The organism is Mycobacterium sp. NBC_00419, from assembly GCF_036023875.1.
Lineage (GTDB): Bacteria > Actinomycetota > Actinomycetes > Mycobacteriales > Mycobacteriaceae > Mycobacterium.
In genome coordinates, this window is the sequence record NZ_CP107931.1 from 3,994,538 (window position 1) to 4,009,847 (window position 15,310).

At 66.7% G+C, this 15,310-nt stretch carries 14 protein-coding genes; 8 read left to right on the plus strand and 6 right to left on the minus strand.

Annotation, left to right across the window (positions count from 1 at the left end; genetic code table 11):
• Positions 1–104: 104 nt before the first annotated feature.
• The 4 genes from OG976_RS19070 to OG976_RS19085 form a co-directional block, all read right to left on the minus strand.
• On the minus strand, positions 105–1,349 hold the full coding sequence (locus tag OG976_RS19070) for a D-alanyl-D-alanine carboxypeptidase family protein (protein WP_328352072.1): 1,245 nt from the start codon (positions 1,347–1,349) through the stop codon (positions 105–107).
• Positions 1,350–1,425: 76 nt separating this feature from the next.
• Entirely contained in the window at positions 1,426–2,424 is a 999-nt protein-coding gene (locus OG976_RS19075; protein WP_328352075.1) for an SMP-30/gluconolactonase/LRE family protein, read from the minus strand.
• Positions 2,421–3,800, minus strand: coding sequence for an aspartate aminotransferase family protein (locus OG976_RS19080; protein ID WP_328352078.1), 1,380 nt, complete (start codon positions 3,798–3,800; stop codon positions 2,421–2,423). The genes OG976_RS19075 and OG976_RS19080 overlap by 4 nt, the downstream gene beginning before the upstream one ends.
• Positions 3,797–4,312 (minus strand): Lrp/AsnC family transcriptional regulator, encoded by a 516-nt coding sequence (locus OG976_RS19085; protein WP_442930360.1) that lies wholly within the window; start codon positions 4,310–4,312, stop codon positions 3,797–3,799. Before OG976_RS19085 ends, OG976_RS19080 begins: the two co-directional genes overlap by 4 nt.
• 122 nt (positions 4,313–4,434) lie before the next feature.
• Here OG976_RS19085 and OG976_RS19090 point away from each other — a divergent pair, with 122 nt between their 5' ends.
• From OG976_RS19090 to OG976_RS19120, 7 genes are all read left to right on the plus strand, one after another.
• Positions 4,435–5,937 (plus strand): gamma-aminobutyraldehyde dehydrogenase, encoded by a 1,503-nt coding sequence (locus OG976_RS19090; RefSeq protein WP_328352081.1) that lies wholly within the window; start codon positions 4,435–4,437, stop codon positions 5,935–5,937.
• A gap of 43 nt (positions 5,938–5,980) precedes the next feature.
• Positions 5,981–6,655 (plus strand): TetR/AcrR family transcriptional regulator, encoded by a 675-nt coding sequence (locus tag OG976_RS19095; RefSeq protein WP_328352084.1) that lies wholly within the window; start codon positions 5,981–5,983, stop codon positions 6,653–6,655.
• 126 nt (positions 6,656–6,781) lie between these two features.
• On the plus strand, positions 6,782–7,651 hold the full coding sequence (locus OG976_RS19100; RefSeq protein WP_328352087.1) for an ABC transporter substrate-binding protein: 870 nt from the start codon (positions 6,782–6,784) through the stop codon (positions 7,649–7,651).
• 15 nt (positions 7,652–7,666) lie between these two features.
• A complete protein-coding gene (locus tag OG976_RS19105) occupies positions 7,667–8,449 on the plus strand; it encodes an amino acid ABC transporter permease (RefSeq protein WP_328352090.1) in 783 nt (260 codons plus the stop codon).
• 7 nt (positions 8,450–8,456) lie between these two features.
• Positions 8,457–9,257 carry an amino acid ABC transporter ATP-binding protein gene (locus OG976_RS19110; protein WP_328352093.1) on the plus strand — a complete coding sequence of 267 codons (801 nt, stop codon included), beginning with the start codon at positions 8,457–8,459 and terminating at the stop codon, positions 9,255–9,257.
• A 15-nt stretch (positions 9,258–9,272) separates the two neighbouring features.
• On the plus strand, positions 9,273–10,835 hold the full coding sequence (locus OG976_RS19115) for a gamma-glutamyltransferase family protein (protein WP_328352096.1): 1,563 nt from the start codon (positions 9,273–9,275) through the stop codon (positions 10,833–10,835).
• Complete coding sequence (locus OG976_RS19120) at positions 10,832–11,506, plus strand: YoaK family protein (protein WP_328352099.1); 675 nt, start codon at positions 10,832–10,834, stop codon at positions 11,504–11,506. Before OG976_RS19115 ends, OG976_RS19120 begins: the two co-directional genes overlap by 4 nt.
• Positions 11,507–11,566: 60 nt before the next feature.
• Here OG976_RS19120 and OG976_RS19125 read toward each other — a convergent pair whose 3' ends face one another.
• The gene (locus OG976_RS19125) at positions 11,567–13,303 is read right to left on the minus strand and encodes an APC family permease (protein ID WP_328352102.1); all 1,737 of its coding nucleotides are present in this window, start codon (positions 13,301–13,303) and stop codon (positions 11,567–11,569) included.
• Positions 13,304–13,453: 150 nt separating this feature from the next.
• Positions 13,454–14,038 carry a carboxymuconolactone decarboxylase family protein gene (locus OG976_RS19130; protein ID WP_328352105.1) on the minus strand — a complete coding sequence of 195 codons (585 nt, stop codon included), beginning with the start codon at positions 14,036–14,038 and terminating at the stop codon, positions 13,454–13,456.
• A gap of 93 nt (positions 14,039–14,131) precedes the next feature.
• On the opposite strand from OG976_RS19130, the gene OG976_RS19135 reads away from it, so the two are divergent.
• Positions 14,132–15,310: an acyl-CoA dehydrogenase family protein gene (locus OG976_RS19135; protein ID WP_328352108.1), complete on the plus strand. Its 1,179-nt coding sequence runs from the start codon at positions 14,132–14,134 to the stop codon at positions 15,308–15,310.

The window sequence follows — 15,310 nt, forward strand, 5'->3', positions numbered from 1 at the left end:
CAGTGCCGAGGTGGTCGACATCGTGACCTCGGGAATCGCCAAAGTCGCTCAGAGGCGGGCAAAAAACGGTGCCCACTTCCCGGCGCCGCCCGAAGCGCGACCGCCTACCGCCCGCGCACCGGCCTGCGGTTGATCGAGCGTGCACCCATGATCAGCATGAACACGATGCCCGTGCCGATCACCGCGACGCCGATGCGCACCGGCATCGCGTCGGCCGCCGGGATCAGCGGTGCGGCAGTGGCTTTGGCGGCGTCGGCATCGGGCTTGGGCGGCTTGAGCGACGGATCGGGATCGATCAGCGTGCCAACCGCGGTCCCCGGCGGGGTGGCGAACCCGTAGTCGAGCAGATGCGCGGCCTGCTCCCACGGCGCGATCGGCTGACGCGTTCCACGCAGCAGCACCGCCACCAGCCGGCGGCCGTCGCGCTGCGCGGCGCCGACGAAGGTCTGGCCGGCGTCGTCGGTGTAACCCGTTTTGCCGCCGAGCGCCCCCGGATAGTTGTAGAGCAGCTGGTTGTCGTTCTCCAACTCGTAGCCCGGGTGGTCTCCCTCATCGCCGGGCTTGGCCGGATGCCCGGGGAAGTCGTACTTCTGCGTGGCGACGATGTTCGCGAAAGCCGGGTTCTCCCAGGCATACCGGTAGAACAGCCCGATGTCGTAGGCCGACGTGCTCATGCCCGGCCCGTCGAGACCCGACGGGGTGGCCGCGCGGGTGTCGGCGCCGCCGAGCTTGCGAGCCAGCACGTTGATCTTCTGTACCGCGGTGTCCATGCCGCCGATCTGAGCGGCCAGCGCGTGGGCGGCATCGTTGCCCGAATGCATCAGCAAGCCGTGCAGCAGATCATTGACGGTGTAGTGGCCGCCGACATCGACACCCACCCGGGTGCCCTCGGCGTTGGCGTCGTCCTGCGTGCCCTCGACCATCTTGTTCAGCGGCAGTTCGTTGATCGCCTGCATAGCCGTGAGCACCTTGATGATGCTCGCGGGGCGATGCCGGGCGTGCGGGTCGCGCGCGGCGATGATCTCGCCGGTGTCCAGGTCGGCGACGACCCAGGACTCGGCTGAGACATCGTCGGGGACCGGCGGCGTGTTCGGTGCGACGATCACCCCGCAACTGGCCAGCGCGTCACCGCCGACCGGCTTGGCCGGCACCGGCAGCGGCAGCGGCGGGTCCCCGGCTTCGGGGACCTCCGAGGAGTCGACAGCAGGCGGGGTCGCCACCTTGTACGGGCAGGTGTTGGGGTCCGGTGCTGCGTTCGGCTCGGCCCACGCGATCGCGGGCGTGCCGACGACGCAGAGGGCCGCGGCGATCGCGGCAGCGCTGCGCAACAAGGTCTTCGAGGTCGCCATCGACTCGAAGGGTAGGGGATTTGGGGCGAAAATCCGGGGAGCCGCGCTGTTACTGGTGTGGTTATTGATGTAATTGTTAGCTTGGCAGCGCGCAGTGCGCGACCGCCGAATGCCCGATCGTGGCCATCCACAACCGGCCCTCACGCTCGACCAATCCGGTGACGAGCCCGAAGTTCGGATGCTTCATATGCACGCCCGACACGGCGGCTCCGCTGTCGGGGTCGAACGCGACCGCCCACACCGTCGGGACGATCTGCGGCTGCAGCTTGTCGGGCAACTTCCACACCAATGTGCGCAACCGCGGCGAACGCGGCGACAGGAAGTCCGACGCGGCATTGCGCGCCGACACCATCGCGCACCAGATCCGCCCGTCGGTACCCGTCGACAGGTTGTCGGGCATCCCGGGCAGGTTCACCGCCAGGGGCGTGACGGTGCCTGCCTTCGGCCCGCTCAGCCAGTACTTGGACAGCCGCCGGGCCTGGGTTTCGGCGAACACCAGGGCCGACCCGTCGACCGTCGGCGTCAGGCCGTTAGCGAAGTACAGGTTCTCCAGCACGGTGCTGACCGTGCCGTCCGGGTCGAGCCGGAACAATCCGCCGTCGCCACGTGACTCGAAGATCGCGCCCTTGAAGTGCTCGAAGCGGAACTTCGCCGTGGACTCGGTGAAATATATTGTGCCGTCTGGCAATTCGACGACGTTGGAGCAGAACTGCAGACGCCTGCCCGCCACCGACTCGGCCACCACTGCGATCTCGCCGGTGTTGCGGTCCATTGCCACCAGCCCGCCGGGACTGGTGCAGATCAGCAGCCGTCCGTCGCGGGCCACCGTCATCCCCAGCGGCCGGCCCGCCGTCGTCCCCAGGGTCGTCGTGCCCTCGTCGGGGTCGATGCGGACGACGCGGCCGTCGACCAGACCGGTCCACAGCGCGCCGTCCGCGTCGACGACGATGTCCTCGGGTTGATCACCGGGCACCGCGACGATCGTCAGCTCGGCCGGCCCGAAGTCGGGCAGCGGCTCGACCGGCGGCGGCTGCCACCGGACCGGATCGATCGTCGGCTTCCCGGCGGCGCTCACAGAAGCCGGCTGGCCTCGCCGAGCACGCGGTGCAGGATGTCGTAGATCTCGTTGAATTCCTTGGGCCCGCTGATCAGCGGCGGGGCCAGCTGCACGACTGGGTCGCCACGGTCATCGGCGCGGCAGTACAGCCCGGCTTCGAACAGCGCTGCCGACAGGAAGCCGCGCAGCAGCCGCTCGCTCTCGTCGTCGTTGAACGTCTCCTTGGTGGCCTTGTCCTTCACCAGCTCGATGCCGTAGAAGAAGCCTTCGCCGCGGACGTCACCGACGATCGGCAGCTCCAGGAGCTGCTCGAGGGTGGCGCGCAGCACCGGGGCGTTGGTCTTGACGTGGTCGTTGATGCCCTCGCGCTCGAAGATGTCGAGGTTGGCCAGCGCCACCGCCGAGGACACCGGGTGCCCGCCGAAGGTGTAGCCGTGCCCGAAGGTGGTCTTGCCGTCGTTGAACGGCTCGAACAGCCGGTCGCTGGCGATCATGGCACCGATCGGGGAGTAACCCGAGGTCATGCCCTTGGCGCAGGTGATGATGTCGGGCTGGTAGCCGATGTCCTCACAGGCGAACATCGAGCCGATCCGACCGAAGGCACAGATCACCTCGTCAGAGACCAGCAGGACGTCGTACTCGTCGCAGATCTCGCGGACCCGCTCGAAGTATCCGGGCGGCGGCGGGAAGCAGCCGCCGGCGTTCTGCACCGGCTCGAGGAACACCGCGCACACCGTGTCGGGGCCTTCGAACTCGATGGCCTCGGCGATGCGGTCGGCGCAGTACCGGCCCCACGCCTTCGGGTCGGTGTCATACGGCGCCGGCGCCCGGTAGAAGTTGGTGTTGGGCACCCGGAAGCCGCCGGGGGTCAGCGGCTCGAAGGGCTTCTTGAAGTCCGGCAGGCCGGTGATGGCCAGCGCGCCCTGCGGGGTGCCGTGGTAGGCGATGGCCCGCGAGATGACCTTGTACTTGCCGGGCTTGCCGGTCAGCTTGAAGAAGTTCTTCGCCAGCTTCCACGCGCTCTCGACGGCTTCGCCGCCACCGGTGGTGAAGAAGACCCGGTTCAGGTCACCGGGAGCGTAGTGGGCCAGCCGGTCGGCCAGTTCGATGGCCGGGGGAGTGGCGTAGGACCACAGCGGGAAGAACTCCAGGGTTTCGGCCTGCTTGGCTGCGGCCTCGGCGAGTTCCTTGCGGCCGTGACCGGCCTGCACCACGAACAGACCGGACAGCCCGTCGAAGTACTTCTTGCCGTGACTGTCGTAGATGTAGCAGCCTTCGCCGCGGGTGATGATCGGCGGTGTGATGCCATGACCGTGGCGGGCGAAGTGACCCCAGAGGTGCCGGTCCGCCTTGGCGGACAGTTCCGCCGTCAGGTCTTCTTGCAGTGCAGTCATCGGGTACCCCAATTGTATTGTTGTTTAACGAGTTTCAGGTAGACCAGCGTCTCGGTGGAGATCACGCCGGGTACCGCGCGGATTTCTGTGTTGAGCAGCTCGAGCAGCTCGGCGTCGTCCTCGCACACCACTTCGACGATCGCGTCGAAGGTGCCCGCGGTGAGCACGACGTAGTCCACGGCTTCGATCTGTGCCAGCTTGTCGGCGACCTTGGTGGTGTCGCCGGTGCAACGGATGCCGATCATCGCCTGGCGGGCGAATCCGAGTTGCATCGGATCGGTCACCGCGACGATCTGCATCACCCCGGAGTCGATCAAGCGCTGCACACGCTGGCGCACCGCCGCCTCGGACAGCCCGACGGCCTTGCCGATTCCGGCGTACGATCGCCGCCCATCCTGTTGCAACTTCTCGATGATGGACTTCGACATTTCGTCGAGTTGGGCCGATGCCGCAGCGCCCGCCCCGACAGTGCGGACGGGAAACCGGTTGGTCGGCACACCCGAGTCTCGCATGCCCATGATTGTGCACGGAATCCGTTGTTTTAGGCAACGGGATCGATGAAATTGGTCGTCAGTACCCACCTTGAGCGTGGGAATGCGTAGCACGACGCAACCGGGTCGGCTACCGTTGCCGTGTGACTGCACTGACTTCTGACAAGACCAGAATTGTGCCCAGTAGCTGGATCGATGGCGCTGCTGTGGTGACCGGAGGAACCACCCACCAGGTGCTGAATCCGGCTACTGGCGACCCCGCCGCAGAACTGGCCCTGGCCACGGCCGCAGACGTCGACGCCGCGGTGGCGTCTGCGCGGGCCGCGCTGCCCGGCTGGAAGAACGCCACCCCGGCAGAACGCTCCGCTGTGCTGGCCAAGCTGGCCGAACTCGCGCAAGCCCACGCCGAGGAGATTGCCGCCGAGGAGGTCAGCCAAACCGGTAAGCCGGTCCGCCTGGCCACCGAGTTCGACGTTCCCGGCAGTATCGACAACATCTCGTTCTTCGCCGGCGCAGCCCGCCACCTCGAGGGCAAGGCCTCCGCGGAGTACTCCGGTGACCACACGTCGTCCATCCGCCGCGAGGCGGTCGGCGTGGTCGCGACCATCACGCCGTGGAACTACCCGCTGCAGATGGCGGTATGGAAGGTGATCCCGGCGCTGGCCGCGGGCTGTTCGGTGGTGATCAAGCCCGCCGAGCTGACACCACTGACCACGCTGACTCTGGCCCGGCTGGCCACCGAGGCCGGGCTGCCCGACGGGGTGTTCAACGTCGTCACCGGTTCCGGCATCGACGTCGGCACCGCGCTGGCCGGCCACCGCGACGTCGACGTCGTCACCTTCACCGGCTCGACCGCCGTCGGCCGCAGGGTGATGTCGGCGGCCGCCGTGCACGGGCATCGCACCCAACTCGAACTCGGCGGCAAGGCACCCTTCGTGGTCTTCGAGGACGCCGACCTCGACGCCGCGATCCACGGTGCAGTGGCGGGCTCGCTGATCAACTCGGGCCAGGACTGCACCGCGGCCACCCGGGCGATCGTCGCGCGCCACCTCTACGACGACTTCGTCGCCGGGGTGGCCGAACTGATGAGCAAGATGGTCGTCGGCAACCCGCAGGACCCCGATACCGACCTGGGTCCGCTGATCTCCCGGATGCACCGCGACCGGGTGGCCACCATGGTGGCCGACGCACCCAAGGAGGGCGGGCGCGTCGTCGCCGGCGGTGAAGTGCCGGATCTGCCCGGCTTCTTCTATCTGCCGACGCTGATCGCCGATGTCGCCGAGACCTCCGAGGTCTACCGCAACGAGATCTTCGGCCCGGTCCTGGTGGCCCGGCCGCATGACGGTGACGACGACGCGCTGCGCCAGGCCAACGACACCGAGTACGGCCTGGCGGCCTCGGCGTGGACCCGCGACGTCTACCGCGCCCAGCGGGCCTCGCGGGAGATCAACGCCGGGTGTGTGTGGATCAACGACCACATCCCGATCATCAGCGAGATGCCGCACGGCGGTGTCGGGGCCTCCGGCTTCGGTAAGGACATGAGCGACTACTCCTTCGAGGAGTACCTCACCATCAAGCATGTAATGAGCGACATCACCGGAGTGGCCGAAAAGGGTTGGCACCGAACCATCTTCACGCTGCGCTAGCCGGGCGTTTCACCCCTGCCGGTGGTGGTGACACAATCTGGCGGTGAAGTACGGGCCGGATTGGCAACCCGTCGAGGTCGATTGGTCCTCGACCAGGGGTCGCATTCTGCTGTCCTCTGCCAGCCTCTTCGCGCGGCGCGGATTCTTCGGCACCTCGACGCGCGACATCGCAGAGGCTGTCAAGATCCGCCAGCCGTCGTTGTTCCACCACTTCGAGGCCAAGCACGCGATCTACCGGACGTTGGTCGAGCTCGACCTGGGGCCGTCGGTCGCGCGGATCTCCAGCTACCTGGCCGAGGAGTCGAGCTGGGCCGAGAAGCTGCACCTGAGCATCGCGTGTGATGTGCGCCAAGCGCTGAACCAGCCGTTCGACTCGCGTGGCCTGTATCAGGACGCGGTCCTGAGCCTCGACGAATTCGCCGACGAGCGTGCCGGGATCGCGCTCTTTCACGAACTCGTCGAGCGGGTGGTCCGCGAGGGTTGTGCGGCAGGGGAATTCGTGGCCTTCGAACCCGGATTCGTGCAGCGCGCGATGAATGGTGTGCTGTTCGAGACCTTGCGTGAGCAGGGTGGACCCGGCGGGGAGGTCCGTGGACCACGACCGCTGGAGGCGGCGGACTTCGTGTTGCGGGCCCTGCTGACCGACCGAGACGGACTGACCCGACTGCGGGCTGCGACCACCGCCCGGCTCGCTGAACTGCCGAACGGGACGGGGTAGCGGGACAGCACCCGGCTATCTGTTGCCTATCGATCGATAGTCCCCTATCGTTCGATAGACCCGCAGTTCGCGGGGGCCTCGACAACGGCTGGTCGAGCCACCTGCCCCACAGATTCTGGAGGCTCCATGCCTGCAACCCTGCCTACCCGCGCACTGACCGGCATTGCGGTGTGCGCGGCTGCGCTGGCCGTGACGCTGACCGGCTGTTCGTCGGAGGCCAAGGACACCGCCGCGGCGCCCAGTAGCCCGGCCAAGGTCACCCCACCTGCGATCTTGGAAGCCGGCACCCTCAAGGTCTGTGCGCCCAACGACGGCACCCCGCCGAGCGTCTATCACGACGAGACCGGCGCACTCGTGGGCAGCGAAGTTGACCTCGCCAAGGCGCTCGCAGCTCAGCTGGGGCTCAAGCCCGACTTCGTCGAGACGGCGTTCTCGTCGGTGATCCCCACCCTGCAGGCCAAGCAGTGCGACGTGATCATGGCCCAGCTCTACATCAAGCCGGAGCGCGAGAAGGTCGTCGACTTCGTGCCCTACGTCTACTCCGGGACCGGCATCGCGGTCTCCAAGGAACACCCCGCCGCCATCACCGGGATGGACGAGAGCCTGTGCGGCAAGAAGGTCATCGTCGCCATCGCCACCACCGCCGAGGAGTTGACGGTCGAGCAGTCCGGAAAGTGCACCGCGGCAGGTAAATCCGAGATCGACATCACCCGCAACAGCCACGCCGACGTCGCGCTGCAGCAGGTACAAAACGGTCAGGTCGACGCCTATCTCGACACTGCCGAGACGCTGGGGTACTACGCCACCAAGACCGGCGCGCGGATCCAGCTGGCAGGAAAGCCGTTCGGAACCATCAAGATCGGTGCCGCCACGCTCAAGGGCGACACCGCGCTGCACGACGCCATCGCGACGGCGCTCGGTGACCTCGAGGCCAACGGCACCTACGCCAAGATCCTGGGCGAGTGGGGCCAGACCGATCTCGACATTCAGAAGTGACGGGGGATCGGCGGCGTGCACTTTGATTGGCAGTTCTTCTGGAAGGCGTTGTTCACGCCCAGTGAGCCGTTCCTGGACGGCCTGGTCCTCACCATCGTCATCTCCGTGGTGGCGATGGTGCTGGCCACCGTCGTCGGCCTCGCCATTGCGCTGCTGCGCCGGTCCCGCTTCGCCGTCTTACGATGGTGTGCAAGCCTTTACATCTGGGTAGTGCGCGGTACGCCGCTGTTGGTGCAGCTGGTGACTATCTACACCGGCCTGGCGGCGGTGGGGCTCTACCAGTTTCACGACGTGTCGCTACTCGGGCTCTCGGTGAAGGCGGCCATCCAGGCGGCCATCGTCGGGCTGACCATCAACGAGAGCGCCTACATCGCCGAAATCATTCGTGCAGGCCTTGATTCGGTGCCCAAGGGCCAGTTCGAGGCGGCTGAGTCGTTGGGTATGAAACCGGCCAAGGTAATGCGCTGGATCATCGTGCCACAGTCATTGCGCGTCATGGTGCCTCCCATGGGCAATTCGTTCAACGGGATGATGAAGACCACCTCGGTGTTGTCGGTCATCGGTGTCAGCGAGATGTTCCTGGTGACGCAGTCGATCAGCTCGGCGACCTTCCATACCTTCGAGATCTTCATCGTGGCGGCGCTGTACTACCTGGCGTTGACCACCATCTGGACGGTCATCCAGGCCGAGATCGAGAACAGGTTGACCCGCCAGCTCGGCATCAACCAACGCGTGCGTGTCACCCAACGCCTCCTGGGGGCTCGTCGCACTCCCGCATCCGTCTTGACCGAGGCCTGAGGGGATCATGAACATCAGTGCGAGTCCTATCAAGAGTCAAGGCGTAGAGAGCTTTCCGATTGTTTCGGTGCAGAACGTCTCGCGGACCCTCGGCGGCCGCAAGGTGCTCGACAATGTCTCGCTCGATGTCATGCGCGGTGAGGTCGTCGTCCTGATCGGACCGTCCGGAGCGGGCAAGACCACCCTGCTGCGGTCGCTGAATCGCTTGGAGACCATCGACAGCGGCAGCATCCTCATCGGCGGGACGCCGATCGGGCATCGCGACCCGCACAGTACCCAGAAGGTCGGCACCAGCGAACTAGCGCGGCGACGACGCGAGATCGGCTTCGTGTTCCAGCACTTCAACCTGTTCCCTCACATGACCGCCGCGGAGAACGTCTGGAACGGGCCCGTCCGTGTTCTCGGAGTCGCCAAAGACGAGGCACGCCAATCCGCGATGGCGCTATTGAGCCGAGTTGGCCTGGCCGACAAGGCCGATGCCCGACCCAGCCAGCTCTCAGGCGGACAGCAGCAACGGGTCGCGATCGCTCGTGCCCTGGCGATGCGGCCCAAGGTCATGCTGTTCGACGAACCGACCAGCGCCCTGGACGTCGAGATGGTCGGGGAGGTTCTGGCAGTAATGCGCGAGCTGGCCGAGGAGCACATGACCATGGTGGTCGTCACACATGAGATGCGATTCGCCCGAGATGCCGCCGACCGTATCGTCGTCATGGACGCCGGCCGGATCATCGAGGATGCGCCGCCGGTGCGACTGTTCACCGACCCGCAGCATGAACGCACCAAGGCCTTTCTTTCCACAATCCGCTGAAGGAGTGAAGTTCTCGTGTCTGCCGATCGAGGCGGGCAACCAGCACTAGCAGCGCTGGCTACCCCACATGTCCTGGCCACCGATGCCGGGATCACCGTGCTGCGCGACGGTGGCACCGCCATCGACGCCGCCATCGCCGCTGCCGCGGTGCTGACCGTGGTCTACCCGCACAACGTTGCCCTGGGCGGTGACCTCTTCGCCTTGATCCGGACGCCGGATGGTGTGGTGCGCTGTGTCAACGCCTCGGGATGGGCGGGTGCAGGCGTCGACGCCACAGCGCTGCGCGCCCGCCACGGCGACAGCCTGCCGGCACGTGGTGCCGATCCGGTCACCGTCCCAGGCGGAGTGCGTGGTTGGGAGACGATGCGCGCCTTCGGTTCCCGCACCTCCTGGAGTGCGACGCTGAGTGCCGCGCAGGCTCTCGCCCGGGACGGCGTCGCGGTGGCGCCGTCATTGGCCACCCACCTCGTCGACCCTGACAACGCCGACCTGGTCGGCACCGAGGATTTCGATCGGGTGTTCCGGCCGCGCGGTGTGCCGTTGGGTGTCGGTGATGTGCTGCGGCAGCCGGCGCTGGCCGCGACGTTCGCGGCCCTTAGTGCCCAGGGGCCCGAGGCGTTCTACCGCGGTGAGCTCGCCGAGCAGATGGTGAACTACCTGCGCTCGCGCGGATCCCGCTTCGACGCGGCCGATTTCGCCGATTTCCAGCCGGAGATCCAAGAACCGCTACAGGCCGAGTTTGGTGATTTGACGCTGCTGACCAGTCCGCCCAACAGTCAGGGCTTCGTGCTGCTGCACGCGCTCGGGCTGGTCCTTGACGGCGCAATCGAGGATCTGGTGGGCGCGGGAATGGGCGATCTCCTGCGGGCCTTCCACCGCGGCAACGAGTTTCGTGACAACCGACTGGCCGACCCCCGGTTCGGCGAGGTGGACCTCAACGAGCACACCGAGCCGGGATCGGTAGGCGCTTCGCCGCTGCAAGTGCCCCGCGGGGACACCGTGGGTATCGCCGCCGTCGACGGCGAGGGCTACGCCGTCTCGCTGATCCAGAGCGTCTACCACGCATTCGGATCGGGATTGATTGACCCGGTGACCGGCGTGCTGTTCCACAACCGTGGCTGTGGGTTCTCGCTAAACCCGTTGTCGCCCAATGTGATCGGTCCGCGAAAGCGACCGGCGCACACACTGATGCCCGCGATGACGTTGCGGCAGGGCCGGATCGCCCATGTGCTGTCCACGATGGGTGGTCAGGGGCAGCCGCAGATCCTCGCCCAGATCCTTCTCCGCGCGCTCGGCGGGGCCGGTGCAGTCGATGCGGTCGCGGCGCCCCGCGCCATCGTCGGCAACCAGTGCGGCGGCGGCCCCGACACCGTGACGGTCGAGGCCGACCTGCCGCCGGCGGCGAAGGCGTCGATTCGTCGGGCGGGCTTCGATCCGACCGAGGTGCCGCCGCTAACTGAGGCGCTCGGTCAGGCCAACGTGGTCTTCGTCGACAACGGTGGCTCGCTCACGGCTGCATCCGACCCACGTTCGGACGGTTCGGCGGTGGTGGCGCACTACGCGCGACCGCAATCGTGAGCGGATTGGTTCGTCAGCATCTTCAGCTGTGGCTGATGCTGGTGCTGACCTTCGTCACCGGATTGCTCGACGCGGTGGGCTATCTCGCGCTGGACCGGGTGTTCACCGGCAACATGACCGGCAACGTCGTGATTCTCGGGATGGGTATGGCCGGTGAGGACGGACTGCCTGTCGCTGGTCCGGCGGTAGCGCTGGGCGCCTACGTCGTGGGTGCCGCTGCCGTCGGCCGGCTGTTGCAGCGGCGCCGGAGCGGATGGGAACCATTGGTCACGGCCGTGTTCGCCACTGGTGCCGTCGTCATGGCCGCGGTCGCATCGGTGTTGACGGTCGTCGCCCTCGACAGCCACACCGGCCTCAGCGTCGGCCTGGCCGCGATACTGGCGATCCTGATGGGTGCTCAGGCCGCGACAGCACGGATGCTGGCGGTGGCCGACATCACCACGGTCGTGGTGACCTCGACGCTGACCGCATACGCGAGCGAAACGCTGTTCGGGCCCGGTTGGTTGTGGCTGACCCACCGCCGGTTGTGGGTCATCGTCGTCATCGTCGCCGGAGCGTTCTGCGGAGCCCTGTTGTTGCGCCTCGCCGGCCCCGGCTGTCCGGTCTATCTCGGCGCTGTGTTGACCGCGGTCGTGGCTGTGATCGGCCACGTGGCCTGGCACGGCCGCTGACCAACGGCGGCTGCGCCGAGCGCCACACGGGAGGTGACGCTCAGCGCAGCCGGTCTAGGCCTACGGGCTCTTGGTGAATTCCTCGCCCGTCTCGGGGTTGATGGCCGTCTCACCCGGCGGCAGGTTCGACAGGTCCGGTGCGATGACGGTCGGCATGTCACCGGAGTCCGGCAGACCGAACATCGGCTCGACCGCGGTGGCCGGCGTGAGGACAAGGTCCGCACTCGAGCGCCGCGACAGGGTGCGGCCCCGGAAGAAGTCCGGCGAGGCCAGCCACCAGACGATCATCAGGATCACGCCCAGCACCAGTGCGCCGATACCGACGACCGCCACCGCGCCGAACCCGAAGATGGTGACGTTGTTGCCCTCGTCGTCGACCAGCCAGTCCGGCTTGGCGTACTGGATCAGGCCGTATACGAAGATCACCAGCAGGATCACGCCACCCAGCAGTGGGACGATGCCCCGCATCACCAGATCGCGGACGTTCTTGGTGAGATCCTTGCGATAGAACCAGGCACACGCGAAGCCGGTCAGGCCGTAGTAGAAGGCGATCATCAGGCCCACCGAACCGATCAGCGCCGACAGCAGATTCGGGCTGACGAGCGTGAACAGCACATAGAACAGGATGGACACCGCGCCCATCGCGATCGTGGAGGTGGTGGGGGTCAGGTACGTGCGATGGATCTTGGCGAACGATGTCGGCAGCGCCCGGTAGACACCCATCGACAGCGTGGTCCGCGCGGTCGGCAGGATCGTCGTCTGCGTCGACGCTGAGGCCGAGGTCAGGATGGACGCGGCGAGCAGCATCAGCGCGATCTTGCCCAGCAGGCTGTCGCCGAACAGATCGGGGCCGATCGCGGCGAAGACGTCCGCGGCGTTCTCCTCGTTGCCCAGACCGATGCCGTCGGTTCCGACGCCGGCGAAGGCGACCGCCGACACCGCGACGAGCGCGTAGGTGGCCAGCAGCAGGAAGGTGGAGATGACGGCGGCGCGGCCCGGCGTGGTGCCCGGATCATCGGACTCCTCGTTGCAGGCCACCGCGGTGTCCCAGCCCCAGTAAATGAAGAGCGCGGTGAGCAGAGCCGGCGCGATCACGGTGGTGAAGTCCAGGCCGCCGGGCCAGAACCACGACAGCGACGGGTGCAGCGAATAGGTCTCGGCCTTGCCCGCGTACACCTTGATCAGCGCGACGACCGAGAACGCGACCAGCACGACCATCTCGATGCCGAGCAGGCCGTACTGAATCCGCGCCGACACCTCGATACCGCGATAACAGATGTAGGTCATCACGATGATCCAGATGACGCCGGCCACCGTTGACCACAGCGTGCTGCTGGCCAGATCGGCCGCCGAGCTCCAGCCCAGCCCGCCGACAAAGGTGAACGAGTAGGAGCCGGCGATCTGGGCCAGGTTGGCCATGACGATGACGTCGGCGGCGATGATGCCCCAGCCGCCCAGCCAGCCGATCAGTGGTCCGAACGCCCGCGATGCCCAGGTGAACGTGGTGCCGCAGTCCGGCTCCGCCTTGTTCAGTTCCTGGTAGGCGACCGCAATCATGTACATCGGGATGAACGCGATGAGCACGATTGCCGGTGCCTTCACACCTGCTAGTAGCGCGCCGCCGCTGGCGACGATCAGCCCCAGCGTCGCGGCCAGCGAGTATGCCGGGGCGGTGGACGCCATCCCGACGACGATGCTGGACACCAGGCCCAGCGCACCGCCCTTGAGGCCCTTGCTGTCGACGGTATTGGAATTCCCGGCTGTGCCGGGGTCGAGCGCTAGCTCGCCTTTACTCATGGCATCTCCTGCTTAAACGCCGCGGTCAGAACTAGACGAGACTACGGTTTCAGTGGCAGATGCGCGCGGAATGTACGGAATTGTTTTCTCCGTGGTTACATGGCTTCGGAATTAGTGGCTCTACGCTGCCTAATTGACGGATCAAGCGGTTTATTGCCCGTCCGCCCACGGAACCCGGCAGGTCTCGCCCGTGCCGAATCCCTGCTCGGTGATGCCGAGGGCGGCGTTCATCCTGGCCCGCATGTTCTCCACCCCGATCTGATAGGTCAGCTCGACCAGGCCCGCGGCGCCGAACCGGCGGCGCAGATCGTCGACCTGTTCAGTCGTCACGGTGTGCGGATCGGTCGTCATGGCGTCGGCGTAGGCGATCGCGGCGCGCTCGTCGTCGGTGTACAGCGGTGAGCTCAGGTAGTCGTCGATGTGCTGGAGGCGGTCGACGTCGAGGCCGTCGAGTCGCATCAGCATCGCGCCGAAGTCCACGCACCACGAGCAGCCGACGGTGCGGGCCGTCCAGAACACCGCGAGTTCGCGGACCGCTGCGGGCAGGATCGTCGAGCCGCGCTGTAGCAGACCCTCGTGCACGGAGTTGGCTACCACCAGCCGCCGGTGGTGGGCGTAGACGGCCAGTGGTTCGGGCACCTGCCCGAAGCGCCGTCTGGCCCATCGGTACATCAGTCGAATCAGTGGTGTGGCCTTGGCCGGGGACAATGGTTCGAGACGAGTTGTGGTTGTCATGCCCTCTAGATGCCGGGCGGCCAAGAAATGTGACACGTCGATACCACTCGATAATGGGTTGACGGACTAACTAATCGGTTAGGGTACCCAATTGTGGATTTCGACCTCGACGCCGACCAGCAGGCCTGGTTGGCCGAGGTGCGTGAATTCCTGCGAGAGAACGTCACTGAGGCGCTGCGCGCCGAGATCGCCGAGCACAACCTCGAGCACCCCGGCGGCGAGGTCGCGGCTTTCCGCCGCAAACTCGGTGACAAGGGCTGGTTCGGGCTCAACTGGCCGGCGGAGTACGGCGGCCTCGGTCTGGGGGCGGTGCACCTGCACCTGCTGATGTCGGAGTTCGAGTACTGGGGTGCGCCAGGACCCGATCTGACGGTCACCTCGATCGCGCCGATGATCATGCGCCACGGCACCGAGCAGAACAAGCGTGAGTTCCTGCCGCTGATCGCGCGCGGCGAAATGACCTGTGCCCTCGGCTATTCCGAGCCCGACGCCGGTACCGATCTGGCCTCGCTGCGGACCCGGGCGATCCGTGACGGCGACGAATGGGTGATCAACGGATCCAAGATCTGGAACAGCGGGGCACAGCGATCCACTCACGAGTGGCTCTGCGTACGCACCGATCCCAGCGCGCAGCGGCACCGGGGCATCTCGGTGATCGTCGTGCCGGTGGACAGCCCCGGGGTGCGGATCCGACCGCTGATCGCCTGGTCCGGTTACCGCACCAACGAGGTGTTCTTCGACGACGTCCGGGTGCCGGTGACCAACCTCGTCGGCGAGGAGAACCGCGGCTGGTCCTACATCACCGGGGCGCTCGACCTGGAGCGCGGCGCCTTGACCAACGCCGGCGATTTGCGCCGTGCGCTCGACGAATTGCAGGTATTGGCGCGCATGCCGCGCCGCGACGGGACGGTGCCGATCGACAACCCCGCCGTGCGGCGCAGGCTCGCCCAGGCTGAGGCCGACGTCGAGGTGGCCGGCCTGATGGGCTACGAGGCGTCGTCGATGCTGTCCGACGGAGTGATCCCGACCGTGCCCGTCAGCGTCGAGAAGGTGTTCAGCAGCGAACTGCGCCAGCGCATCGCGGATCTGGGAATCGACCTGCTGGGTGCGGAAGGTCTTCTGGCCCATCGCAACCCGGAAGCCCCGGCGGGTGGCCGATTCGAGAAGCTCTATCGGTTCGCGCCGCTGATGCGCTTCGGCGGCGGTACCAACGAAGTGCTGCGCGATGTCATCGCCCAGCGCGGCCACGCCATGCCGTCGTACGGACGCTGA

What these genes read in the sequence shown, in the direction of transcription:
- OG976_RS19070 (WP_328352072.1), bottom strand. Translation starts at nt 1,349, where the DNA reads ATGGCGACCTCGAAGACCTTGTTGCGCAGCGCTGCCGCGATCGCCGCG.
- OG976_RS19080 (WP_328352078.1), bottom strand. Translation starts at nt 3,800, where the DNA reads ATGACTGCACTGCAAGAAGACCTGACGGCGGAACTGTCCGCCAAGGCG.
- OG976_RS19085 (WP_442930360.1), bottom strand. Translation starts at nt 4,312, where the DNA reads ATGCGAGACTCGGGTGTGCCGACCAACCGGTTTCCCGTCCGCACTGTC.
- OG976_RS19100 (WP_328352087.1), top strand. Translation starts at nt 6,782, where the DNA reads ATGCCTGCAACCCTGCCTACCCGCGCACTGACCGGCATTGCGGTGTGC.
- OG976_RS19110 (WP_328352093.1), top strand. Translation starts at nt 8,457, where the DNA reads ATGAACATCAGTGCGAGTCCTATCAAGAGTCAAGGCGTAGAGAGCTTT.
- OG976_RS19125 (WP_328352102.1), bottom strand. Translation starts at nt 13,303, where the DNA reads ATGAGTAAAGGCGAGCTAGCGCTCGACCCCGGCACAGCCGGGAATTCC.
- OG976_RS19130 (WP_328352105.1), bottom strand. Translation starts at nt 14,038, where the DNA reads ATGACAACCACAACTCGTCTCGAACCATTGTCCCCGGCCAAGGCCACA.